The 23,143-nt window shown below is 66.3% G+C and carries 23 protein-coding genes and 1 tRNA gene; 11 read left to right on the forward strand and 13 right to left on the reverse strand.

All coding sequences use genetic code 11. The annotated features are described in order from the left end of the window. Positions 1–28: 28 nt before the first annotated feature. Positions 29–937, reverse strand: coding sequence for an SDR family oxidoreductase (locus tag CRM90_RS02960; RefSeq protein WP_102805757.1), 909 nt, complete (start codon positions 935–937; stop codon positions 29–31). A 135-nt stretch (positions 938–1,072) separates the two neighbouring features. On the opposite strand from CRM90_RS02960, the gene CRM90_RS02965 reads away from it, so the two are divergent. Continuing rightward, positions 1,073–2,302, forward strand: coding sequence for a TetR/AcrR family transcriptional regulator (locus CRM90_RS02965; RefSeq protein ID WP_102805518.1), 1,230 nt, complete (start codon positions 1,073–1,075; stop codon positions 2,300–2,302). Between the two features lie 2 nt (positions 2,303–2,304). Here CRM90_RS02965 and CRM90_RS02970 read toward each other — a convergent pair whose 3' ends face one another. Genes CRM90_RS02970 through CRM90_RS02980 form a run of 3 tightly spaced genes read right to left on the reverse strand, consistent with a single transcriptional unit; the run spans position 2,305 to position 5,558 of the window. Continuing rightward, entirely contained in the window at positions 2,305–3,501 is a 1,197-nt protein-coding gene (locus CRM90_RS02970; protein WP_102805519.1) for a cytochrome P450, read from the reverse strand. Positions 3,502–3,513: 12 nt separating this feature from the next. Beyond that, positions 3,514–4,581: an NAD(P)H-dependent amine dehydrogenase family protein gene (locus tag CRM90_RS02975; protein WP_102805520.1), complete on the reverse strand. Its 1,068-nt coding sequence runs from the start codon at positions 4,579–4,581 to the stop codon at positions 3,514–3,516. Then, entirely contained in the window at positions 4,578–5,558 is a 981-nt protein-coding gene (locus CRM90_RS02980; RefSeq protein ID WP_102805758.1) for an LLM class flavin-dependent oxidoreductase, read from the reverse strand. The genes CRM90_RS02975 and CRM90_RS02980 overlap by 4 nt, the downstream gene beginning before the upstream one ends. Before the next feature lie 116 nt (positions 5,559–5,674). Here CRM90_RS02980 and CRM90_RS02985 point away from each other — a divergent pair, with 116 nt between their 5' ends. Then, a complete protein-coding gene (locus CRM90_RS02985; RefSeq protein ID WP_102805521.1) occupies positions 5,675–6,778 on the forward strand; it encodes an NAD(P)H-dependent amine dehydrogenase family protein in 1,104 nt (367 codons plus the stop codon). Here CRM90_RS02985 and CRM90_RS02990 read toward each other — a convergent pair. Next, the gene (locus CRM90_RS02990; protein WP_102805522.1) at positions 6,765–7,694 is read right to left on the reverse strand and encodes an NAD(P)H-dependent flavin oxidoreductase; all 930 of its coding nucleotides are present in this window, start codon (positions 7,692–7,694) and stop codon (positions 6,765–6,767) included. The two genes, CRM90_RS02985 and CRM90_RS02990, sit on opposite strands and share 14 nt — an antisense overlap. A 38-nt stretch (positions 7,695–7,732) precedes the next feature. Continuing rightward, on the reverse strand, positions 7,733–8,932 hold the full coding sequence (locus tag CRM90_RS02995) for a CynX/NimT family MFS transporter (RefSeq protein WP_233209156.1): 1,200 nt from the start codon (positions 8,930–8,932) through the stop codon (positions 7,733–7,735). A gap of 67 nt (positions 8,933–8,999) precedes the next feature. Between CRM90_RS02995 and CRM90_RS03000 the strand changes: the two genes are divergently transcribed. Continuing rightward, positions 9,000–9,680 carry a FadR/GntR family transcriptional regulator gene (locus CRM90_RS03000; protein WP_102805524.1) on the forward strand — a complete coding sequence of 227 codons (681 nt, stop codon included), beginning with the start codon at positions 9,000–9,002 and terminating at the stop codon, positions 9,678–9,680. Here CRM90_RS03000 and CRM90_RS03005 read toward each other — a convergent pair. The 3 genes from CRM90_RS03005 to CRM90_RS03015 all read right to left on the reverse strand — a co-directional run bounded on the left by CRM90_RS03005 (position 9,677) and on the right by CRM90_RS03015 (position 11,928). Further along, positions 9,677–10,276 (reverse strand): hypothetical protein, encoded by a 600-nt coding sequence (locus CRM90_RS03005; RefSeq protein ID WP_102805525.1) that lies wholly within the window; start codon positions 10,274–10,276, stop codon positions 9,677–9,679. The genes CRM90_RS03000 and CRM90_RS03005 overlap by 4 nt on opposite strands. Positions 10,277–10,341: 65 nt before the next feature. After that, positions 10,342–10,725, reverse strand: a complete 384-nt coding sequence (locus CRM90_RS03010; protein WP_102805759.1) for a VOC family protein — start codon at positions 10,723–10,725, stop codon at positions 10,342–10,344. Positions 10,726–10,968: 243 nt separating this feature from the next. Next, entirely contained in the window at positions 10,969–11,928 is a 960-nt protein-coding gene (locus CRM90_RS03015; RefSeq protein ID WP_102805526.1) for a GlxA family transcriptional regulator, read from the reverse strand. Positions 11,929–12,028: 100 nt separating this feature from the next. Between CRM90_RS03015 and CRM90_RS03020 the strand changes: the two genes are divergently transcribed. The 3 genes from CRM90_RS03020 to CRM90_RS03030 all read left to right on the forward strand — a co-directional run bounded on the left by CRM90_RS03020 (position 12,029) and on the right by CRM90_RS03030 (position 14,348). Further along, positions 12,029–12,715, forward strand: a complete 687-nt coding sequence (locus tag CRM90_RS03020) for an HD domain-containing protein (RefSeq protein WP_102805527.1) — start codon at positions 12,029–12,031, stop codon at positions 12,713–12,715. 80 nt (positions 12,716–12,795) lie between these two features. After that, on the forward strand, positions 12,796–13,623 hold the full coding sequence (locus CRM90_RS03025; protein WP_233209138.1) for an alpha/beta fold hydrolase: 828 nt from the start codon (positions 12,796–12,798) through the stop codon (positions 13,621–13,623). Beyond that, positions 13,620–14,348, forward strand: coding sequence for an MBL fold metallo-hydrolase (locus tag CRM90_RS03030; protein WP_102805529.1), 729 nt, complete (start codon positions 13,620–13,622; stop codon positions 14,346–14,348). Before CRM90_RS03025 ends, CRM90_RS03030 begins: the two co-directional genes overlap by 4 nt. A gap of 132 nt (positions 14,349–14,480) precedes the next feature. Here the strand turns inward: CRM90_RS03030 and CRM90_RS03035 are convergent. The 4 genes from CRM90_RS03035 to CRM90_RS03050 all read right to left on the reverse strand — a co-directional run bounded on the left by CRM90_RS03035 (position 14,481) and on the right by CRM90_RS03050 (position 16,105). Continuing rightward, a tRNA-Val gene (locus CRM90_RS03035) sits at positions 14,481–14,555 on the reverse strand. Between the two features lie 13 nt (positions 14,556–14,568). After that, positions 14,569–15,027: a peroxiredoxin gene (locus CRM90_RS03040; RefSeq protein WP_102805530.1), complete on the reverse strand. Its 459-nt coding sequence runs from the start codon at positions 15,025–15,027 to the stop codon at positions 14,569–14,571. Then, complete coding sequence (locus CRM90_RS03045) at positions 15,024–15,452, reverse strand: DUF3052 domain-containing protein (protein WP_102805531.1); 429 nt, start codon at positions 15,450–15,452, stop codon at positions 15,024–15,026. The genes CRM90_RS03040 and CRM90_RS03045 overlap by 4 nt, the downstream gene beginning before the upstream one ends. 83 nt (positions 15,453–15,535) lie before the next feature. Next, complete coding sequence (locus CRM90_RS03050; RefSeq protein WP_233209139.1) at positions 15,536–16,105, reverse strand: Rv2240c family protein; 570 nt, start codon at positions 16,103–16,105, stop codon at positions 15,536–15,538. Positions 16,106–16,253: 148 nt separating this feature from the next. On the opposite strand from CRM90_RS03050, the gene aceE reads away from it, so the two are divergent. From aceE to kasA, 5 genes are all read left to right on the forward strand, one after another. Next, positions 16,254–19,043, forward strand: a complete 2,790-nt coding sequence (gene aceE / locus CRM90_RS03055; protein WP_102805532.1) for a pyruvate dehydrogenase (acetyl-transferring), homodimeric type — start codon at positions 16,254–16,256, stop codon at positions 19,041–19,043. Positions 19,044–19,106: 63 nt separating this feature from the next. After that, the gene (locus tag CRM90_RS03060; protein WP_102805533.1) at positions 19,107–20,390 is read left to right on the forward strand and encodes a PucR family transcriptional regulator; all 1,284 of its coding nucleotides are present in this window, start codon (positions 19,107–19,109) and stop codon (positions 20,388–20,390) included. A gap of 151 nt (positions 20,391–20,541) precedes the next feature. Then, positions 20,542–21,462, forward strand: a complete 921-nt coding sequence (locus tag CRM90_RS03065; protein WP_102805534.1) for an ACP S-malonyltransferase — start codon at positions 20,542–20,544, stop codon at positions 21,460–21,462. Between the two features lie 109 nt (positions 21,463–21,571). Next, positions 21,572–21,868: a meromycolate extension acyl carrier protein AcpM gene (acpM, locus tag CRM90_RS03070; RefSeq protein ID WP_005144687.1), complete on the forward strand. Its 297-nt coding sequence runs from the start codon at positions 21,572–21,574 to the stop codon at positions 21,866–21,868. Further along, entirely contained in the window at positions 21,865–23,115 is a 1,251-nt protein-coding gene (gene kasA / locus CRM90_RS03075; RefSeq protein WP_102805535.1) for a 3-oxoacyl-ACP synthase KasA, read from the forward strand. Before acpM ends, kasA begins: the two co-directional genes overlap by 4 nt. The last annotated feature ends 28 nt before the right edge of the window (positions 23,116–23,143 follow it).

The raw sequence follows: 23,143 nt of genomic DNA on the forward strand, positions 1-23,143 counted from the left end.
CTTGGTTTCGAAGCGGACGCCTGCGCTGTCAGCCACTCTGGGTATCTCCTGATCTCATGGCGCCGAACCGCGGAATACCCATCATCAACCGGGTCATCTGGTGCAGTCCGGCCGACGGCAATATCCGGTTGACGATCAACAACATTCGCGCGTCCGGACCGATCGCTGTCTTGACGAAGGGCTTCCTGCCGTCGAGCGCCTTGGCCAGGCCCGCGGCGAACTTGTCCGGGGAACGCGCCGCCATCTTCATCGCGGCGCGGCCTCGTTTGTCCATGGTCTGGTGGTGGCGGGCGTACACGCCCTGCAGGTCACGGCAGTCGGTGGTGCCCGCATCGGTGATGATCTCGGTGTCGTAGGTGCCGGTGACGACGACCGTCACACCGATGCCGAACGGTGCGATCTCCCCGGCCATCGACTCCCCCCACCTCTCCAGGGCACCTTTGACCGCGGAATACGCTGCGGTAGCCGGCATTCCGCGAACTCCGCCCTGGCTGGACACCAGGACGATGCGGCCGGCGCCGGCTCGGCGCATCGACGGCAGCAGCTCCTTGGTCAGCAACACCGGGCCGAAGATCGTGGTCGCGAACATTCGCTCCCAGAGTTCGGTCGGCGTCTCCTCGACCATGCCCGCCGCCGAGATGCCGGCGTTGTGCACCAGCCCGTACGGTGCGCCCACCGCATCCTCGATGGTCCGCGCCGCGGCGGTCACCGAACCCGGATCGGTCAGGTCGAGGCTGACGCCGACGAGTCTCGGATCGTCGTCGCCGGCCCCCGTTGCCTTTCGCAACACCTTCATACCGGTGTCCACCGAGCGCATCGCCGCGACCACACGCCAACCCCGCCGGTAGAGATTCGCCGCCGACGCCAGACCGAGCCCGCGGGAAGCGCCGGTGATGACGACACTGCGGCGTTCACCCGACATCGACGTGCTCGACATGGACCCCACTCGGACATGTAGCCGTGAAACCTAACTTTTGTTCAGACAGTACCCAGCCGCAAACTCCTCGTCAACGATGCCGGGCCACGCACTTCTGCTACCGTTACCAAACATCCGGTCCGGATTGGAGGTGCCGTGAGCAGGCGTAGCGACATACTTCAGTCCGCCGCCGCGCTGATCGCCACCTCGGGACTGCGGACGTCGCTGCAGGAGATCGCCGACGCCGCAGGCATTCTGCCCGGAAGCCTCTACCACCACTTCGAATCGAAAGAAGCGATCTTCGTCGAGTTGCTGCGGCGTTATCACGACGATCTCGATCAGATCGCCCGGCAGGCTGAGCAGCGGCTCGACGACGCCGGATCAACATCGGCATTCGACCGACTGGTCGACCTCGGTTCGGTGATTGCCCAGTGCGCGGTGACCCACCGGGCGGCGTTGCAGATGACGTTCTACGAGTTCCCGTCCGACGACCCGGATCTGACGGCCCTCGCCCGGCAGCGTCCCTCTGCCACCTTGCAGGCCACCCTGCAGACGCTGCGGGCCGCCCGCTGGAGCGGTCACATCGGATCGCACGTCGACATCGCGATCCTCGCCGACCGCTTCGTCCAGACCATGCTGCACGTCGGCCTCGACGTCATCCGAAACGACGCCGGACCCGACAAGGTCGCCGCGCTGCTGTGCACGATCATGCTGCAAGGCCTTGCCACTCGTGCGGTCAGCGATGCCGAGCTCGACGCATCGGCCGCATTCCGCGCCGCCGACGAGGTGGTGCGGTCCTGGCAGACAGCTGACGCCCCGGACGACGACGCCGCCCGCGTCCGGGCGGTCGCCCGGGCCGAGTTCGGCCGCAAGGGCTATGAATTCACGTCGATCCGGGACATCGCCGCCGCGGCGGGCATGGGAACCGGAACGGTGTACCGGCTGATCGGGTCCAAAGATCAACTGCTGACCGACATCATGCGGGCGTTCGGCGAGAAGATGGAGCCGGGGTGGACCGGCGTCCTGAGCTCGGACTCGTCACCGCTGGAGAAGCTCGACGCCGTGTCCTGGATCCACACCAACGTGCTGGACCGGTTCGGCGACGAGTTCCGCATCCAGTTGGCGTGGATGCGGCAGTCACCGCCGGACACCCGGGATCCCGGCTGGTTGTTCTCGACGCGGGTCGGTCAGATGGAAACGCTTCTCGCCGAGGGGATCAACTCCGGCGAGCTCACGATCGACGGTCCGTCGACCGAGATGCTCGCGCGCGCCGTGATCGGCCTCGGCTGGATCCCGGAGAACATCCTGCGTGACATCGGGACGCGAGCGGCACTCATCCACATTCGCGACACCTCGCTGCGCGGCGTCGCGACGCGCAGCGACTGAGATCAGCCGACGATCATCGGCAGCGTGCCCCAGCCCCGAACGCTGGAGGTGTGCGCCATCGCGGCGTTCTCCAGGTCGACATCCCACTGCGGCCAGCGCCTGAGCATCTCCTCGAGCGCGACCCGGGCCTGCATCCGCGCCAGCGACGAGCCGAGGCAGAAGTGCAACCCCTGCCCGAACGAGAGGTGCGCGCCGGTGCGGTGGATGTCGAACTCCTCACCGCGGGGATAGTGCCGCTCGTCTCGGTTGGCCGAGCCGTTGAGCAGCAACATGATCGATCCTTCGGGAATGCGCTGGCCGTGCTGTTCGGTGTCGCACGCGACGTAGCGGGCTTGCACCGGTGACGGCGCCTGGTAGCGCAGCACCTCTTCGATCGCCCCGGGGATCAGGGAGTGGTCCGCCACCAGTTCGCGGCGCTGATCGGGGTGCTGTGCCAAAAGTTGGGCGATGAAACCGATCAGGCGCGTGGTGGTCTCGTTGCCGGCGCCGGCGATCATGCTGGTGTAGGTCAGCACCTCCAGACGGGTCAGTGGTCGCAGCTGACCGTCCTCTGCCACCTCCGCGTTGAGCAGCTGGGTCATCAGATCGTCGGAGGGGTGCTCGGCCCGCCACTCGATGTAGTCGGCGAACAGTTGGTATGCGTTCTCGAACGCGCTGGCCGACACCGATTGAAACGCGCCGTCTTTCAGGCCGATCTCGGCGTTCGTGCTGTCCCGGATGTGTTGCTGGCCTTCTTCGGGGATGCCCAGCAGGTAGCCGATCGTCCGCATCGGGATCAGAGCGCCGAAATCCGCGATCACGTCGAACCGTTCGGCGCCGGCCAGCGCATCCAGGGCCCGCACGCAGAATCCCCGCACCCGGTCTTCGATCGCTTCCATCCGCCGCGGCGTGAACACCTTCGACAGCAACCGCCGGTGCAGATCGTGCAGCGGCGGATCCTCGAACAAAATGACACCAGGCGGCACCTCGAGACCGCTCATGATGACGTCGATCGTGGTGCCGCGTCCCGACCGGTAGGTCTCCCAGTTGTGCAGTTCCCGGCTGACGTCGTCGTACCGGCTCAACGCATAGAAGTTGTACTTCTCGTTGACATAGAGCGGCGCCTCGTCGCGCATCCGCTTCCAGATCGGGTACGGGTCGTCGTCGATCGCGAAGTCGAACGGGTCGTAGTACAGGTCCACGGCACTGGCGCCGGTCATTCGTTTCTCCTGTCAGTCGATCGCATTGCGCGGCAGGGTGGTGGGCAGGTCGAGAGAGCTGAGCAGGCCGGTCGGCGCCGCCACGACGTAGGGAACCGCGTTGACGACCCGCATCGCGGTGGCGGTCATCGCGGCATGGCCGGCGCGATGTCCTTCGGCGGCTCCGACGTTCATGGCGCAGTGGATGTCCGGGTCGCCCTCGATGTCGACGCGGTAGTCGGCGTCGAATTCCGATGACGGCCAGTCGGGAGCGACGTCACGCGCCATCCGGATGATGTGCTCCACGACGATGGCTTCGCGACCGTTGACCACCCCGGCCGCTCGGGTCCTGACCGCGCCGCACGTGCCTGCCGTGATGGTCCCGAAGGCCACCTCGATGTTGCGGTCGGTGAGGCGGCGGTCGAGAGTTCCCCGCACTTCCTCGATCTCGATACCCAGCCCGGCGGCGATGAGGTGAATCGGTGCCCGCCAGGCCATCTCGATGAAGCCGGGCGTCTGGAGAAGCGGCTCGAATTCGAGCGGATGGCCGAAGCCCATCCCGTTCATCATCACGTCGGCGACGGGATAGTGGTCGTTGAGTGCGACCTCGCTGACTGTCACGGTGCGGATCGTTTTGGATTGCGTCGACAGCAGCAGCGCGAGCTGATCAGATCCGAATCCCGGGAAGATTCCTGATGCGTAGAACGAGGCATCTCCCGCGCCGGCGGCCCGTTCCAGCTGACCGCGCCACTCGGGCGAGTAATAGGCCGGCGGGTAGACCAGGCTGGTCGACGAGGTCGACACCACATTGATGCCCGCCTCGAGCAGCATCAGGTAGTGCGGCATCGCGCCGGCGTCGCGATCCGGTCCGCTGGCGGTGTACACCACGCAATCAGGCTGTAGCGCAATGAGTTCGGCAGCGTCGCTGGTCGCCGCGACACCGATCGGACCGCCTCCGGCCAACTCCCCCGCGTCCTTGCCGACCTTCGCTGCGGAATGCACCCACACCCCGACCAGCTCCAGATCGGACCGGCCCCGGATCGCGTCGATGGCGATCGACCCGACACCGCCCGTCGCCCAGACGACGACTCGCAATGTCATGACCGCTCCTGGGCGTTGCGGCTCGCGATCACGGCCTGGTCGAGATATCGCCACGCCGTATCCGATGGCAGACCACCGCACAACGGCAACAGCGGCAGCAGCCTGCCGCCGCGGATGTACTCGGCCGCCTCGTCGGTGGTGAAGATCCGGTAGGGACCACCGGCGTCGCGCAGTTCGGGCACCGTCGACGCGTGGCAGATGCTGGCGACCGAGTCATCGTCGTGCCGATAGGACGCCGCGGTCATCGCGTCGTGAAGGAGATACGGGCCGAGTTCGTGCCACGCGGCATCGGTGTCGTCGGCAACGAAGACCGTTGTCGGGACGCCGTCGACCGGGAACTGTGCCATGCCGGGTTCGAATCCGTTGGCCCGGCATTCGGTTTCGTAGAGCGCACGGAGATCCGGTGCGGCGACCTGAGAGATGAGACCGAGGCCGTGTCGGGCCGCGCGACGGGCCGCGGCCGTGCTGCCACCGGCGATCACCAGGGTCGGACCGTCGGGTGTGAATGGCGACGGCGTCACCCGGACCCGTCGACCGCCGTGGTCGACCGGCGCCCCGCGCAGCAGTCTGCGCAGCAGATCGAGTAACTCATCAGCGCGCTTTCCGCGGCCGTGCGGATCGATGCCGAAGTGCTCGTACTCCTCGACCCGGTGCCCGATGCCGAGCGCGTAGGAGACCCGGCCCTTACTGATGATGTCCAGAACGCTGATCTCTTCGGCCAGACGGACCGGATCCCAGAAGGTGATGGGGACCGCGGCCAGCAGGATCGCCAGGTGCTTGGTCCGCGCGGCGATAGCCGCAGCCAGCAGCTGCGGCGCCGGTAGATGGCCGTCATCGGTGCCGTGATGTTCGGACAGCACGGCGATGACGGCCCCGCGGTCTTCGGCCCACTCGCACATGTCGACCGCGGCCGCATAGAGATCGGCCGTCGGTGCCGAGCCCGCCGGTGCGCGCATGTCGAACCGCAACGTGAACATCAGCGTCACCATAACCTAAACTTTGTTCCTTCCTGCTTCGCTTTGCCCGGTTCCTTGACCATGCCGATGAGCGGCTGTTACGTTCCGGATCAAAGGTTAGGTTTTTGGAGGCAGTCATGGCTGGTGGCAGCTATCGGGTGGTCGTGTGGTCCACCGGCGGTATCGGGTCCATCGCGATCCGCGCCATCCAGGAGCGCCCCAACCTCGACCTGGTCGGCGTCTGGGTGCACTCGGCGGAGAAGGACGGTCGCGATGCCGGCGAGCTGGCCAACGGCGAGCCGATCGGCCTGGCGGTCACCACCGACGCCGACGCGTTGATCGCGCTCAAGCCGGACTGTGTCGTGTATGCCGCCAGCGGGCCGGAGCGTGACGCGTTGGCGATCCCTGATTACGTGAAGCTGCTCGGCGCGGGCATCAATGTCGTCACGACCAGCACCACCCGGCTGGTCAACCCGCACGCCTACGAGCCGGCCGAATGGCGCGACCAGATCGCCGCCGCGGCCAAGCAGGGTCAGGTGACGCTCTACGCGTCCGGCATCGAGCCCGGCTTCGCCGCCGACTACCTTCCGCTCGTGCTCTCGACCCAGTCATCGCGGATCGAGAAGATCCATTCCTACGAGATCGGGCTGTACGACGACTACGGCGTGCCGGACATCATGAGCGATGCGCTGGGCTTCGGCAGGCCACTGGAGTATCAACCGTGGATCAGTTTCCCCGGCGCGATCGCGGGCGAATGGCACGGCCAGCTCCGCATGGTCGCCGACGCGCTCGGCGTCGAATTGCAGTCGGTGCGTGAGACATTCGACCGCGCGGTGACGGAGCGGACGCTGGAGGTGGCCATGGGCACCGTCGAGGCGGGTACCTGCGGCGCGCTGCGTATGCAGGCGATCGGCATTGTCGACGGCAGGGACGCGATCGTCATCGAGCATGTCACGCGGCTGGCTCCCGGCGTCGCGCCGCACTGGCCGACACTGCCGAACGCGCTGGGCTATCGCGTGGTGATCACCGGAACGCCGGACATCGACTGCACGTTCGACGTGACACTGCGGGACCGCAAGAAGGCCGGTATCGAATCGATGACCTCGGGAGCCGGCGCGATGGTGGCCACCGCGATGCGGGTGGTCAACGCCATCCCCTATGTCGTCGAGGCGGAGCCGGGTCTGGTCAGCTCGGTCGATCTGCCGCTGACCATCCCCCGCGAGGCGTTCAATCCGGCATAGCCCAGCGCGACAGCAACTCGGCCGCTTCGCTACCGAGCTGGCCGATCACGTCGGCGGCGGTCCGGACCGCGGTCAGCGCCCCGACGCCCTGGCCGGCATTGATCGGCGACCGGGTGAAGTCCTCGGCAGCGATGGCCTGGGCCAGTTCCGCGGCCGCTTCGGCGCCGAGTGAGCCTTCGTCACCGTCCCACCGATCGCTGAAGGCGTTGCGCAACACACGTTCTGGAAGCGAAGGCGGCCACGCGTAGCCCAGCGCGATGTCGAACACCCGGGTAGTGACGGTGTCGGTTCCGTCAGCCGCCAACAGCCGGGCTCGCGTCGCATCGGACAGCAGCGACTCGGTGCACGCCGTGAACGCGGTGCCGAGCCACGCCGCCGACGCACCCGCCGCCAGCACGGCGGCCAACCCGCGGCCCGACGAGATCCCACCGGCCGCCAGCACCGGCACCGTCAGGTGGTCGAGCAGTTCGGTCAACAACGGCAACATGCCGATGAGCGGCTGGCCGTGCCCGCCACCTTCAGCCCCGCGCGCGATCACCACATCGACGCCGGCGTCGACCGCACGCTGTGCGGTGGTCAGGTCGGGCACCTGGGTTGCGGTCAGCACGCCTGCGTCGTGCGCACGACTCACCCACTCCCACCGGTCACCGAAGCTGACGCTCAGCAACGCGGGCTGGGCGGCCAGCGCAGTATCCAGCAGGTCGGGATGGTCGGCGGCCACCCAGTCGACCAAGCCAATGCCGAAGGGCCGGTACAGGTTTGACACGTGCGAAAGTTCGACCGCGAGCTTCTCGGCGGTGGCCGAGCTTCCCATCCCGATCATGCCGAGGCCGCCGGCTCGGGATACCGCAGCCGCAAGGGCGCCACCGGCGGCGCCGCCCATCGGGGCGTTGACGATCGGCACGGCGATTCCCATCGCCCGGGACCAGGCCGTCGACAGCACTGCGCATCTCCTCAGACGTAGCGGTTTCGACCGGCCAGCACACCCAGCGTGATCTGTACCACGTACACACCCAGCACCATGAGCCACGGCACCGTCCAGCCACCGGTCACGTCATGGAGCGTGCCGAACAGGAACGGGCCGATACCGGCCAGCAGATACCCGATGCCCTGCGCCATGGCCGAGAGCTGCACGGTGTCCTCTGGGGTACGCGCGCGCAACGCAATCACGGTCAGGGCCAACGAGAACACGCTCATACCGATGCCGACGAGCACACTCCACAGCAGCGGGCTGAAGTCCGGCGCGATCAGCAACCCGACAACGCCGGCGAAACCGCACACACCGAGGCCGGCGATCCAGCCGCTCTGGTGGGTGGCTCGCGCCGCCATCGGCGCGAGGACGAGGCTGATCGGCACGGCGATCACCGAGAGCAGCCCGACGAGCAGACCCGCCGAGGTCTTACTCACCCCGCTGTCGATGAACACCTCGGGCAACCAGCCCATCATGATGTAGGCCAATAGCGACTGGGTGCCGAAGAACAGCGTCACCGTCCAGGCCAAGGGATTCCGGATCAGTGACCGACGGCCGCCGGACTCGGTCGAGTTGGCGGGACTCTCGACCCGGCGCGCGGCAATCAGCCACATCACCAAAGCCACAACAGCCAATACGGCCCACGCGCCCAACGCCGGGCGCCATCCGCCGGAGATGTTCTCCAGAGGTGGAGTGACGGCGGAGCCCAGCGCGCCGCCGCCCTGCAACGCTGCGGTATAGATGCCGGTCATCAACCCGAGCTGGGCCGGGAACGACGTCTTGATCACCACCGGGATCAAGACGTTGATAACGGCGATGCCCGCGGTCGCGACCAGGGTTCCGCCGATGACCACGTACGGTCCGTCGAGGACGCGGACCACCAGTCCGACGATCAGCGTGGCCAGGGCCAGGCTGATGGATCGACCGAGGCCGAACCGGCGGGACAGCGCCGCGGACGCCAATCCCGCTCCGGCGAAGCACAATCCGGGCAGCGTGGTCAGCACGCCCGCCCACACCGCAGACGCACCGAGGGCGCGCTGCATGTCGCCGAGCACCGGCCCGATGCTGGTGACCGCGGGACGCAGATTGAGCGCGGTGAGGATGACCGCGACGATGAGGACCGCACCCCCGGCGACCCGCCCGACGGGCGGCACTTCGCAAGCGCCGTCCAGTTCGAGGCTCAGGTCGTGCTCGTAGCGGCTCACCGCGCTATCGTGTCATACATCCCATGATCGGATGAAAAGGTTTTCAATGCCGTTAGCCGCCGCGCGCCCCGCCGGGCTGGTCGACCATGCCATCGACCAGCTGCGACAGTCGATCACGACCGGTGAATGGCCGGTCGGAACACGGATCCCCACCGAACCGAACTTGGCGACGGCGCTCGGCGTCGGCCGCAACACCGTGCGGGAAGCAGTCCGCGCACTGGCCCACAGCGGCATCCTCGAAGTCCGTCGAGGCGACGGGACCTACGTTCGGGCCACCAGCGAGATCTCCGGCGCCCTGAGCCGGCTGTGCGGGTCGAAGCTGCGTGAGGTTCTGCAGGTGCGCCGGTGCCTCGAGGTCGAGGGGGCGCGACTGGCCGCCGCTGCCCGGACCGGCGACGACCTCGCCGAGCTTCAGGAATTGCTCGCGCGGGGTGATGCTCTGCACGGCGGCGCCGATCGGGCCGAATTCTCCCGGGCCGACGCGCAGTTGCATTTCGCGGTCGTCCGCGCGTCACACAACGCGGTTCTCATCGAGCTGTACCGAGGATTGACCGAGGTAGTCACCGACAGTGTTGCCATCACCAGCACGATGGACCCGCACGTCGGCCACGCCGCACTGATCGAGGCCATTGCCGAGCAGGACACCGATCGGGCCGGAACCGAAGCCGGGCACTTCCTCGACGAACTCATCGGTGAGCTTCCGACCCAAGGCATTTCGAATCGCTAGAGACCGTTCTTGATGGCTGCGGCTTGTTTTTGTCCCAGTTGGGTGACGAAGTCCGAGGGTGGGAAGAAGTCGGCGGGCGCATCGAAGTCGATCGTGACGAAGGCTCTTCCCTCGGTGAAGAGCAACACCGTCTTCCCTCTGGATTTGTCGGGTGAGTTCCCCTCGACTGTCGTACCTCCAGTGCCGACGTCGACAGGTTTGGGTGTCCCCTTTACCGAGCTGCCCAGTGCGTTCTTGGCTGAATCCAAGGCATTGGCCGCGGCGGCGGGATCCGCGAAGACCAGGACGGTGTCGGTGATGACCCGGGAGTTCTCCGGTCCGCTGAACGTGATCGCCGCCCCGGGCCGGCCATCCGGGTTCGAAATGGGCGGCGTGGCGGTAAACGTCATCGGCGCCTCGATGTCGGTCGGCTTGATCAAGAGTTTCGTGTAATCGACCGGTTGCGCCGGATTCGGCGCCGCAGTGCTACTTGTTGCCGACGAGGATGAGCCCGACGTGTGCGGCGGCGAACTCGAGTTGCCGCTACAGCCAGTTGCCAACACCACCAGCGCCACGGCTGCGCCCACACCGGCCGTAGTTCTCGGAGCAATCGCCATGCGTCCGTTCTCCTTTCCCGACCGTAACCGTATATGTACGAACTTCGGCGTCCTGAACATCACAACTAGTCGTCGTAGTAGCGGGCTTCGATGACATTGCCGTCCGGATCCGGGAAGTACATCCCTTCCGGTCCCCAGCCGCGAGCGCCGAACGTCGGCGCCAGCCGGTCGCTGGTGTCGATGCCTTCGGCCCGCAGCCGTTGATCGAGGGCGTCGTATTCTGCTTTGGTCATCGCCAGGCACACATGATTGACGCGGTGCTGGATACCGCCGTTGTCCTCCGGCGACAGGTCGAGGATCGAGTCGGCCGAGACCCGCACACTCGGGAATGGCGCCTCGCCGGTGCGGAACTCGTCGAAGCGCACCGGCTCCAGTCCGACAACGCGGGTGTAGAAGTCCATGGCGACGGCGGGGTCCTTGGTCCACAGCACCACGTGGTCGAGACGCATGATGCGGATGCTACGGAAAATGTTGGTGGGCACGGACGGTATCGAACCGCCGACCGCTGGTGTGCAGCTGGTTTTGATGTGTTCGTGGTGTCTCGTGTGATCTGTTGAATGCGGATCTACGCAGTTCAGCGCAATGCAGCTGTTTCACGGCGACGGGGGCACGGGGTTCACCTGTGCGACTGGTCGGAATGTTCGGTCGATGACAGTGCGGGGTCGACTCGGGGGGCCACCACGCCGACGTTGTCATGGATGGTGGCGGTAATTGTTGCGGTAGGTCTGAGGCGGGACACCGACGGTGCGGACGAAGTGGTAGCGAAGTGACGCCTGCGTCGCGAACCCGGACTGCTCGGCGATCCTGTCCATCGCTAGATGGGTGGACTCCAGTAATCGGCGTGCACGCTCGATACGCATCTGCAGCAGAAGCTGCGTCGGCGTCGTACCAAGACGCGCGCGGAAGTGGCGGTTGAGGCTTCGTACGCTCATCGACGCGTGCCGGGCGATGCTGCCGAGATCTAATGGCTCGAGCGCGTTGTCCTCCATCCATTCGACGATCCCCTGCAGTGAATCATCTTCGGGCCGAGTCGATTCGATGTATGGCGCCTGACCACCTTCGCGCCAACTCGGCAAAACGAGTCGCCGCGCGGTTCGATCTGCCAGATCGGGCCCAGCGTCCTGCCTGATCAGGTGCAGACACAGATCGAGGCCCGCGGCCACCCCGGCTGAGGTCAAGACTTGTCCGTCGTCGATAAACATCGCGGAAGGATCGACCTCGACGGCGGGATACCGCCGCCTCAGCGAGTCGGCCCACTGCCAATGGGTGGTGACCGTCCTGCCGTCCAGCAACCCGCTGGCGGCCAGAACGAACGCTCCAACACAAATGGACCCGATACGTGCACCGGCGGCGTAGGCCGCACGCAAGACACCGATCACGTCGGGGTGGGGCGGTACGAGGAAGTCCTGCTTACCGGGGACGATCACGACGTCCGCCGCCACGACCTCGTCAAGGCCGAACGGGGTACGGATCTCGACGGCGCCCCACTCCAGGGTGGTGGTCGTAACTCGGTTGGCGGCACAGACACGCACGTCGTACCGCGCGTCGTGGCCCGTCTCCGCCAACGACGCGTTGGCCATTCCAAAGACCTGCCCGGCGACCATCAGTTCGAAGCCCAACACCTGGTCGCACCCCAACACACCAACGATCATGGCCAGATCTTAGCGATACCTGTCTACCTGGCCACTAGTGTGCTCGGTCCCGCCGGCGCAGAGTTGACGGATACCGCTCGATCAAAGAAGGGCCAGACCCATGACCACCCCCGACGATGCCGCTGCTGCACGATTCGGAATCCCGGATTCTCCGACCGCCTCTGCTGCCCGCCGGTTTGCGTACGACGTCTCTCCCGAGTTCGTCTACAACCACGCTGTGCGCAGCTACCTGTTCGCACGCGAACTGTCAGCGCTCGAAGAAGCCCCTGATCACAATGACGACGAGTTGCTCTTCCTCACATGCGTTCTGCACGACCTCGGCGCCACCGAGTACGCAAACACCGATCAACGGTTCGAGATGGACGGCGCAGACGCCGCCGCGAAATTCCTTGAAGGACAAGGGGTAGACGTCGCCCGGATCGACACTGCATGGACGGCGATCGCGTTGCACACCAGCGTCGGCCTGGCCCACCGGTTCGGACCCATCGCTGCCTTGGCGCAAATGGGCATTGGGACCGACATCCTCGGCACTCACCGTCAGCAGTTGCCACACGGATTCGCCGACCGCGTGCACGCGGCGTGGCCACGCCACGGTCTTGGCTATGCCCTGGCCTCGGTCGTCGCCGAGCACGCACATCGAAATCCGGCCAAGGCCCCACCGATGAGCTTCCCTGCACACCTGCACGAATTGATGTATCCCGCAAAGCCTTCGGTTACCTGGCTCGACCTCGTCGACGCAGCTGGCTGGAACGACCAACCCGTCGCGGTCCGCGAGAGCCAGTCATGACTCCCGCACTCGACGAGTTGCAGGTGCCGGTGGCAGGCGGATCGTTGACGGTGCACCACCGATCCGGCCAGGGACCGACGTTGTTGTTTCTGCACTACTGGGGAGGCAGCGCCCGGACGTGGGAACCGGTGCTCGCCCACCTCGACTCGCGCACGCCAGTGGCGTCCTACGACCACCGCGGCTGGGGGCGCTCCAACACCTTGCCCGGACGCTTCGATCTGGCGCAGCTGACCGAAGACGCAATCGCCGTCGTGAATGCACTCGCCGCCGACGTGGTGCTCGTCGGGCATTCGATGGGCGGAAAAGTTGCCCAACTGGTCGCAGCTGAAAACCTTGTGACAGTTAAGGGTTTGATCCTGGTCGCACCCGCGCCGCCCGAACCGCCGTCCACGATCACTCCGCAGTTCCAGCGAGAGCTTTCCACCGCCTACGACAACCCAGAAACAGTGGCCGGCGTCGTCGATCACGTCCTGACCGCAAACCCGCTGACGGCCGCGGTGCGTGCGGCAGCCATCGAAGACAGCCTCGCCAGTGCGGCGGCGGCCCGAACGGAATGGCCACTTCATGGCATTGCCGAAGACATCACCGCAGCCGCAGGGCGAATCTCCGTCGACACTGTCGTCGTCGCCGGAAGCAAGGACCTCGTGGAACCGGTCGAAGTCTTACGCGAGCATCTCGAGCCGTTCATCGTGACTGCGCGCACACACGTTGTCATCGAGTCTGGTCATCTGATCCCTCTCGAAGCACCCAAGGCACTTGCTGACCAATTGGAGCGCCACCGAGTCGATCTCCGTCCGCGGCTTGGGGCTTCTCAGCCGAGCAACTTCGGCCTCGAGGCCACGGGGTCGCATGTTGGGGCAACTGCTGAACTGAAAACTGTTGATCCGCAAAGGAGCTCCGCGAAATGAAAACGAAGATCGTCAAGATACCGGTCCTCGGTGACCACCTCGTGAACACGTACCTCTTGATCGGACGACGCCCCATTCTGGTTGACTGCGGCATGCCGAGCAGCGGCGACCGCATCTGGGAGGGCGTCACCGCCGCCGGTGTCGATCCCACCGATCTGGAGATGATCATCATCACCCATGGTCATGTCGACCACTTTGGGGCCGCCGCGGAACTTCAGACCCGCACAGGCGCTCCGGTCGCGGCGCACGAGGCCGACCTGGAGACGTATCTGGCCGGACACTCCGATCGAACCAGGCGCCAGCCCATCGGTGTCTTCGGACACATCTTCACGCGCACTCCCCCACCGAACGAAGTCACCCGACCTCTGCACCCAGACCTCATTCTGAGCGGCGAATACGAACTCGAACGTCACGGCGTCGACGCCCGCATCATCCATACCCCGGGACACACCCCCGGGTCGGTGTCGGTTCTCCTGGACCAGGGCGACCTGATTGCAGGCGACATGCTCACCGGCGGTTTCCTGGGCCTGCTGCAGTATCGCCCCTCCAATCCCCCGTTCCACGATGACCCCGAACAAGCACTTGACAGCCTGCAGGCAGCGCTGAACCTCGGACCCCATACCCTCCACATCGGACATGGCGGCCCGATGCCCGCTAGTGATGTCCAACGCTGGCTCGATCGTCAGCCGAATCGGCGAGCAAAACCTCGAAAGCACTCGGCATGAGTTTGGACGCCGGCGCAGCGGACGCACCGATACCGCCCGCTCTCGCCGAGCTCCCTGAGTTCAGGGTGCCTGCTGTCACCTCGGCATCAGCACAATGCGGTCGGGCCGCATGGTGCGGATGCTACGAAATCTTGGTGGGCGCGGACGGTATCGAACCGCCGACCGCTGGTGTGTAAAACCAGAGCTCTACCACTGAGCTACGCGCCCGTGCCCGGGCAGGTTACACGGCCGCCAGCGCCTGCGTCCAAACCGATGGATCGCGCGCCTCGCCAGGCTCCTTGCATTCGGCAAACCGGACGACGCCGCCGCGGTCGATCGCGAAGGTGCCCCGGTTGGCAAAGCCGGCGTCGGCGTTGAACACCCCGTACGCCTGCGCCACCGCACCGTGCGGCCAGAAGTCGGCGAGCACCGGGAAACCAAAACCGCTCTGGGTGGCCCAGACCTTGTGCGTCGGCGGCGGGCCCACGGAGATCGTCAGGGTGGCGGTGTCGTCGTTGTCGAACTCGTCCAGATGGTCGCGAACGTAGTCCAGCTCCCCCTGGCAGATACCGGTGAACGCCAGCGGGAAGAACACCAGCAGCACGTTTTTTGCGCCGCGGAAGTCATGAAGCGTGACGGGCTGGCCGTTCTGGTCCTTGAGCGTGAAGTCAGGGGCGTCGGATCCGACCCCAACTGTCACGAGTGCCTCCCGGCCGCCTTCGATTTCGGCTGCACCAGCCGGCTGGCGATCCAGTCCCCCAGGTTGGCCGAGCTGGTCTGCATCAATCCCGCGGTGGGCGCCGATTCGGCGATCTCAGCGGGCTGAACATGGCCCGGCTGGCCGGTCTTGGGTGTCACCACCCAGATGATGCCGTCATCGGCCAACGGCGCGATCGCATCCATCAGCCGATCCACCAGGTCGCCGTCGCCGTCCCGCCACCACAGCAGGACCACGTCAACGACCTCGTCGGCATCCTCGTCGAGCAGTTCCGCGCCGCTGGCGTCCTCGACGTCGACTCTGATGTCGTCGTCGGTGTCCTCGTCCCAGCCCAGCTCCTGCACGACCTGATTTTTTTGGATGCCCAGCTTCTGGGCGTAGCTCGGGGGGCCACCCTCCGCGACCACCGTCGGAACCTCCTTGGAATCAGGGTCGGCTGTCTAGGCCTATCGTCGCACGACGACGACGATTACTCGCCGTGCGGTCGGAATCAGTACGTCGCGTCGCACAAGCTCAATGCGTTCGACCTGGTGTCGTTCAGGTCCTGAATGGTCTGGTTGAACTCTGCCGGACCTGCGTGTCCGGTGATTGCGCTCGCTGTGGAGTGTGCCCCGTCGACCCATTCCTTGAACGCGCTTTTCAGCTCGGCCGGGATCGCGTCGGTGATGCTGGCGGCGACGGCGTCGGCGCTTTTGTTCAGCGCATCGACCGCCGGACCCTCGGTCGCCGCGATATCGGGAGTGGCTTGGTTGAACGCGCTCACGTAGGCGTTGACCGCGTCGATCGCGTCGGCGCTGGAGGTGGACAGCGTCTCGCAGGTGTCGTGCATGGCCTGGGTGGTCAGTGAGGCCTGCCGTTCGGATTCCCGGGCGCTCGACGAGGCGGCCGACTCCGAGACCGATACCGACATCGAGGTCCGGAAGGCAGGGGCGTCGCGTCCGTTGGCCGACGGCTCGCCGCCGGTGACGCTGGTGCAGCCCACCACGCCGGCCAGCACGGCCGCCGCACTGCCGACCAGCAACCCGCCGATCCGCAGTCTGCGCGCGTGTCTGATCAGCACCCCGGCAGGTTACCGGGTAACGGCCCTGCTCGGCGCAGTGCGAGAAATTCACCAACCCCTGGGTTGACTACTCGTCGGTACTGCCCCGATTGCGGCACGATAGAAGGCGGACGGTGCAAAACCTGCACCTCCTACTAAGGAGCTGAAGTTGACCACCGAGTTCGCGCGCCACGATCTGGCTCAAAACTCAAGCAGCCCAAGTGATTCCGATCGAGTACGGGTTATCCGCGAAGGTGTCGCGTCGTATCTGCCGGATATCGACGCCGAGGAGACCTCGGAATGGCTGGAGTCGTTCGACGACCTGCTGGCCCGTTCGGGCCCGGCCCGCGCGCGCTACCTGATGCTGCGACTGCTGGAGCGCGCCGGTGAGCAGCGCGTCGCGATCCCCGCGCTGACCTCCACCGACTACGTCAACACCATTCCCACCGAGCTGGAGCCCTGGTTCCCCGGTGACGAGGACGTCGAGCGCCGCTACCGCGCCTGGATCCGGTGGAACGCCGCGGTCATGGTGCACCGCGCGCAGCGCCCCGGGGTCGGCGTGGGTGGGCACATCTCCACCTATGCCTCGTCGGCCGCGCTGTACGAGGTCGGCTTCAACCACTTCTTCCGCGGTAAGGCCCACCCCGGCGGTGGCGACCAGATCTTCATCCAGGGCCACGCCTCCCCCGGCATCTACGCCCGCGCATTTCTCGAGGGGCGGCTCACCGCCGACCAGCTCGATGGCTTCCGCCAGGAGCACAGCCACCCCGGCGGCGGATTGCCGTCCTACCCGCACCCGCGGCTGATGCCCGACTTCTGGGAGTTCCCGACCGTGTCGATGGGCCTGGGCCCGATGAACGCGATCTTCCAGGCGCGGTTCAACCACTACCTGACTGACCGCGGCATCAAGGACACCTCCGAACAGCACGTCTGGGCCTTCCTCGGCGACGGCGAGATGGACGAGCCGGAGAGCCGGGGCCTGATCCAGGTCGCCGCCAACGAGGCGCTGGACAACCTGACCTTCGTGGTGAACTGCAACCTGCAGCGCCTGGACGGACCGGTGCGCGGCAACGGCAAGATCATCCAGGAACTCGAGTCCTTCTTCCGCGGCGCCGGCTGGAACGTCATCAAGGTGGTGTGGGGCCGCGAGTGGGATGCGCTGCTGCATGCCGACAAAGACGGCGCGCTGGTGAACCTGATGAACACCACCCCCGACGGTGACTACCAGACGTATAAGGCCAACGACGGCGCCTACGTGCGGGACCACTTCTTCGGCCGCGACCCGCGGACCAAGGCGCTGGTGGCCGACATGAGCGACAGCGAGATCTGGAACCTCAAGCGCGGCGGTCACGACTACCGCAAGGTCTACGCCGCCTATCGGGCGGCCATGGAGCACAAGGGCCAACCCACGGTGATCCTCGCCAAGACCATCAAGGGTTACTCGCTCGGCGCCCACTTCCAGGGCCGCAACGCCACCCATCAGATGAAAAAGCTTGCGCTGCAAGATCTTCGGGACTTCCGTGACGCCATCCGCATCCCGGTGTCGGACGAACAGCTCGAGGAGAACCCCTACCTGCCGCCGTACTACCACCCCGGGCCCGAGGCGCCGGAGATCCGCTACCTCATCGACCGCCGTCGCGCCCTGGGCGGCTTCCTGCCCGAGCGCCGCAACAAGGCCAAGGTGCTGACCCTGCCGCCGCGCGATGTGTACAAGGCGCTGAAGAAGGGCTCTGGCCACCAGCAGGTCGCAACCACCATGGCCACCGTGCGCACGTTCAAAGAACTGTTGCGGGACAAGGAGATCGGGCATCGAATCGTCCCGATCATTCCCGACGAGGCTCGTACCTTCGGCATGGACTCCTGGTTCCCGAGCCTGAAGATCTACAACCGCAACGGCCAGCTGTACACCGCCGTCGACGCCGAGTTGATGCTGGCGTACAAGGAAAGTGAAATCGGCCAGATCCTGCACGAGGGCATCAACGAGGCCGGCTCGACGGCGTCGTTCACCGCAGTCGGCACCTCGTACTCCACCCACAACGAGCCGATGATCCCGATCTACATCTTCTACTCGATGTTCGGGTTCCAGCGCACCGGAGACGGGCTGTGGGCGGCCGCCGACCAGATGGCCCGCGGATTCGTGCTCGGCGCGACGGCCGGGCGCACCACTCTGACCGGCGAAGGCCTGCAGCACGCCGACGGGCACTCGCTGCTGCTGGCGTCGACCAACCCCGCGGTGGTGGCCTACGACCCGGCGTTCGCCTACGAGATCGCCTACATCGTGGAAAGCGGTCTGGCCCGGATGTACGGCGAGGACCCGGAGAACGTCTACTTCTACATGACGATCTACAACGAGCCCTACGCTCAGCCGGCGGAGCCGGAGCACTTCGACCCCGAGGGCCTGTTGCGCGGCATGTACCGGTATCGGAAAGCGCAACAGTCCCGATCCAACGTCGCGCAGATTCTGGCGTCGGGGGTGGCGATGCCCGAGGCCCTGCGGGCCGCCGACATGCTGTCCGAGCGCTGGGACGTCGCTGCCGACGTCTGGTCGGTGACCAGTTGGGGTGAACTCAACCGCGACGGCGTCGGGGTCGAGAAGGAGCTGCTGCGCCACCCGGACCGCACCGCCCGGACGCCGTACGTGACGCAGGCGCTGGCCGATACCGCGGGCCCCGCCGTCGCGGTGTCGGACTGGATGCGCGCGGTGCCCGAGCAGATCCGCCCGTGGGTGCCCAACACCTACGTCACGCTGGGCACCGACGGGTTCGGCTTCTCCGACACCCGGCCGGCCGCGCGCCGGTACTTCAACACCGACGCCGAGTCCGTGGTGGTGGCGGTGCTCGAGGCACTGGCTCGCGACGGCGAGATCGACCCGTCGGTCCCGATCGCCGCGGCGCGGGAGTACCGGATCGATGACGTGATGGCCGCGGAGGTCTCGTTCGTGGACACCGGCAGCGCATAGTCCGGCGCCCGCGCACCTGCGCGTTTGGTGGGAACGTCCAGAAACGCGGCGTAGCTTTTAGGGGTGAGTGACAACCCGCTGCTCGAGCCTCTGCCGCCGTCGGCACTGGAGTTGCTCGAAAACGTGCCGGATTCGACGCTGCGCCGGCTCAAGCAGTACTCCGGCCGGCTGGCCACCCAGGCCATGCAGGCCATGCACGAGCACCTGCCCTTCTTCGGCGAGCTGGAAGCCTCCCAGCGCGCCAGCGTCCAGCTGGTCCTGCAGACCGCGGTGGTCAACTTCGCCGAATGGATCCGCAACCCGCTCAGCAACGTGGGCTACACCGCCGATGCATTCGCCCTGGTTCCGCAGGAGCTGACCCGCCGGATCGCGCTGGCCCAGACCGTCGACATGGTTCGCGTCAGCATGCAGTACTTCGAGCTCGCCGTTCCCGCGCTGGGCCGCAACGACGAGCAGCGCACCGCGCTGGCGGTCGGCATCCTGCGCTATAGCCGCGATCTGGCATTCGCCGCAGCAGCCTCGTACGCCGACGCTGCCGAGGCCCGCGGGTCCTGGGACAGCCGGATGGAGGCCAGCGTCGTCGATGCCGTCGTCCGCGGCGACACCGGTCAGGAACTGCTGTCCCGGGCGGCAGCGCTGAACTGGGACACCACCGCGCCCGCGACGGTGGTGGTCGGCACCCCACCGCCCGGCCGGGAGGAGTTGGCCAGCGAGGATGTCCGCGAGATCGCCGCACGGCACAACCGGGCGGCCCTGGCCGACGTGCACGGCACCTGGCTCATCGGCATCATCTCCGGTCCGCTCGGACCCACCGACAAGTTCTTCAAAGACCTGATCAACGCCTACTCCGACAGTCCGGTGGTGATCGGGCCGACCGCGCCGATGCTCACCGCGGCCTATCACAGCGCACGCGAGGCCATCTCCGGGATGAACGCCGTCGTGGGGTGGACCGGCGCGCCGCGTCCGGTGCTGGCCCGCGAATTACTGCCAGAGCGAGCCCTTCTCGGCGACACCTCGGCAGTCGCGGCGCTGCACGCCGACATCATGCGACCCCTGGCCGACGCCGGACCGGCACTGTCGGAGACCCTCGATGCCTACCTCGACAGCGGCGGCGCAATCGAAGCTTGTGCGAGAAAATTGTTCGTTCATCCAAACACGGTCCGCTACCGACTCAAGCGGATCGCCGACTTCACCGGCCGTGATCCCACCGTGCCGCGCGACGCGTATGTCCTGCGGGTGGCGTCCACAGTGGGACGCCTCGGCTATCCTGCGCGCCCCAACACCACGGCAAACAGTTCTGTCGCACAACTCACACCGCCGTTGGTCGGAAGTGCGGGCAACGTCTGATAAGGGCGGTAGATCGCGGCCAGGTATCGGGGACGTCGCATCACATGCACTTTTGTAGGACTTCCACAAAAACCTAAGACGAGGTTCATAATCTCTTACACCGTGCAAAACCGCTTTCACAAGGTTCTCTTAAAGAGTGCCTCATGAACCCGTGATCGCATTGCTGGCGCCCGGACAGGGCTCGCAGACCCCCGGCATGCTCGAGCCCTGGCTGGAGCTGCCCGGCGCTGCCGATCAGATCAAGACCTGGTCGGACATCGCCGGTCTGGACCTTGCCCGCCTGGGCACCACGGCAACTGCTGACGAGATCACCGACACCGCGGTCACCCAGCCGTTGGTCGTCGCGGCGACCCTGCTTGCCAACGGCGAGCTGGTCAAGCGCGGCACGCTGGCCGGGCGTAAGACCGTCGTCGCAGGTCACTCCGTCGGCGAGATCGCGGCCTACGCCATCGCAGGCGTCATCTCCCCCGACGACGCGGTCAAACTGGCCGCTGTCCGCGGGTCTGAGATGGCCAAGGCCTGCGCCATCGAACCGACCGGCATGTCGGCGATCCTGGGCGGCGACGAGGCCGAGGTACTGGCCCGCCTGGAGGCGCTCGACCTGATCCCCGCCAACCGCAACGCCGCAGGACAGATCGTGGCCGCCGGCGCCGTCGCGGCCTTGGAGAAGCTGGCCGAGGATCCGCCGGCCAAGGCGCGCGTACGCCAGCTGGCCACCGCAGGCGCGTTCCACACCCACTACATGGCGTCCGCGCTCGATGGCTACGCCGCCGCGGCCGCCGAGGTCGCCACCAACGAGCCCACCACCACGCTGCTGAGCAATGCCGACGGTCAGCCGGTAGCGTCTGCGCAAGACGCGATGGACAAGCTCGTCGCGCAGCTCACCCGCCCGGTGCGCTGGGATCTGTGCACCGACACCATGCGCCGGCTCTTTGAAAACGCAGAGGGCTCAGCGATCGTCGAGTTCCCGCCCGCGGGCACTCTGGCCGGAATCGCCAAACGAGAACTTCGGGGAGTCGCCAACCGTGCGATCAAGACCCCCGCAGACCTGGACGGACTCACCGAGCTCTAACCCCCCGTCCGGGACAACCGCATAGCAAGCCCGTTACGAAGTAACAAACCAAATCAAGAACCACCAAATCAAGAACCCAAGTAGCACAACCGATTACGAAGGAGCCACAGTGCCCGCCTCTCAGGATGAAATCATCGCCGGTCTCGCCGAGATCATCGAAGAAGTGACCGGCATCGAGCCGTCTGAGGTCACCCCGGAGAAGTCGTTCGTCGACGACCTGGACATCGACTCGCTGTCGATGGTGGAGATCGCCGTTCAGACCGAGGACAAGTACGGCGTGAAGATCCCCGACGAAGACCTCGCCGGTCTGCGCACCGTCGGTGACGTCGTCTCCTACATCCAGAAGCTCGAGGAAGAGAACCCGGAGGCTGCTGCCGCCCTGCGCGAGAAGTTCGCGGGCGAATGAGCAGGCCTTCCACTGCTAACGGCGGTTTCCCTAGCGTTGTCGTGACCGCCGTCGAGGCCACCACGGCGCTCGCCACGGATATCGAGAGCACGTGGAAGGGCTTGTTGGCAGGCGACAGCGGTATTCGCGAGCTCACCGACGACTTCGTCGACAAGTGGGACCTGCCGGTTCGTATCGGCGGCCACCTCGTCGAGGACATGGACAGCCACCTCACCCGTGTCGAACTGCGTCGCAATTCCTACGTGCAACGCATGTCTCTGGTGCTATCCCGACGGCTGTGGGAGAACTCGGGTAAGCCCGAGGTCGACCCGGACCGCTTCACGGTGGTCATCGGCACGGGCCTGGGTGGCGGCGAGAAGATCGTCGAGACCTACGACGCGATGAACGAGGGCGGAATCCGCAAGGTTTCGCCGCTGGCCGTTCAGATGGTCATGCCGAACGGTGCGGCCGCGGTCGCCGGCCTGGAACTGGGCGCCCGCGCCGGGGTCATCACCCCGGTGTCGGCGTGCTCGTCCGGGTCGGAGGCCATCGCCCACGGGTGGCGGCAGATCGTCATGGGCGACGCGGACTTCGCGGTCGTCGGCGGTGTCGAGGGCACCATCGAGGCGCTGCCGATCGCGGCGTTCTCGATGATGCGCGCCATGTCGACGCGCAACGATGATCCCCAAGGTGCGTCGCGCCCGTTCGACAAGGATCGCGACGGATTCGTCTTCGGCGAAGCCGGCTGCATGATGATCATCGAGACCGAGGAGCACGCCAAAGCCCGTGGCGCCAAGCCGCTGGCCCGGCTCATGGGTGCGGGCATCACCTCGGATGCCTTCCACATGGTGGCTCCGTCACCAGACGGTCTGCGCGCAGGCGCCGCGATGAAGCGGGCGATGGAGACGGCGGGCTTGTCCCCCAAGGACATCGACCACATCAACGCACACGGAACGGCCACCCCGATCGGTGACACCGCCGAGGCAACTGCTATCCGGGTCGCCGGGTGCGAGCATGCCGCCGTCTACGCGCCGAAGTCAGCGCTCGGCCATTCCATCGGCGCCGTCGGCGCCTTGGAATCGGCTCTCACGGTGCTGAGCCTGCGCGACGGCGTCATCCCGCCGACGCTGAACTACGAAACGCCGGATCCGGAGGTCGACCTGGATGTCGTTGCGGGAGAACCGCGTTACGGCGACTACCAGTATGCGATCAACAACTCGTTCGGATTCGGAGGGCATAACGTCGCGCTCGCCTTCGGGCGGTACTGACACCGATCCGGGGGGAAAGGATTAGCAG

The sequence above is a fragment of the Mycobacterium sp. ENV421 genome (assembly GCF_002887815.1).
Taxonomy (GTDB): domain Bacteria; phylum Actinomycetota; class Actinomycetes; order Mycobacteriales; family Mycobacteriaceae; genus Mycobacterium.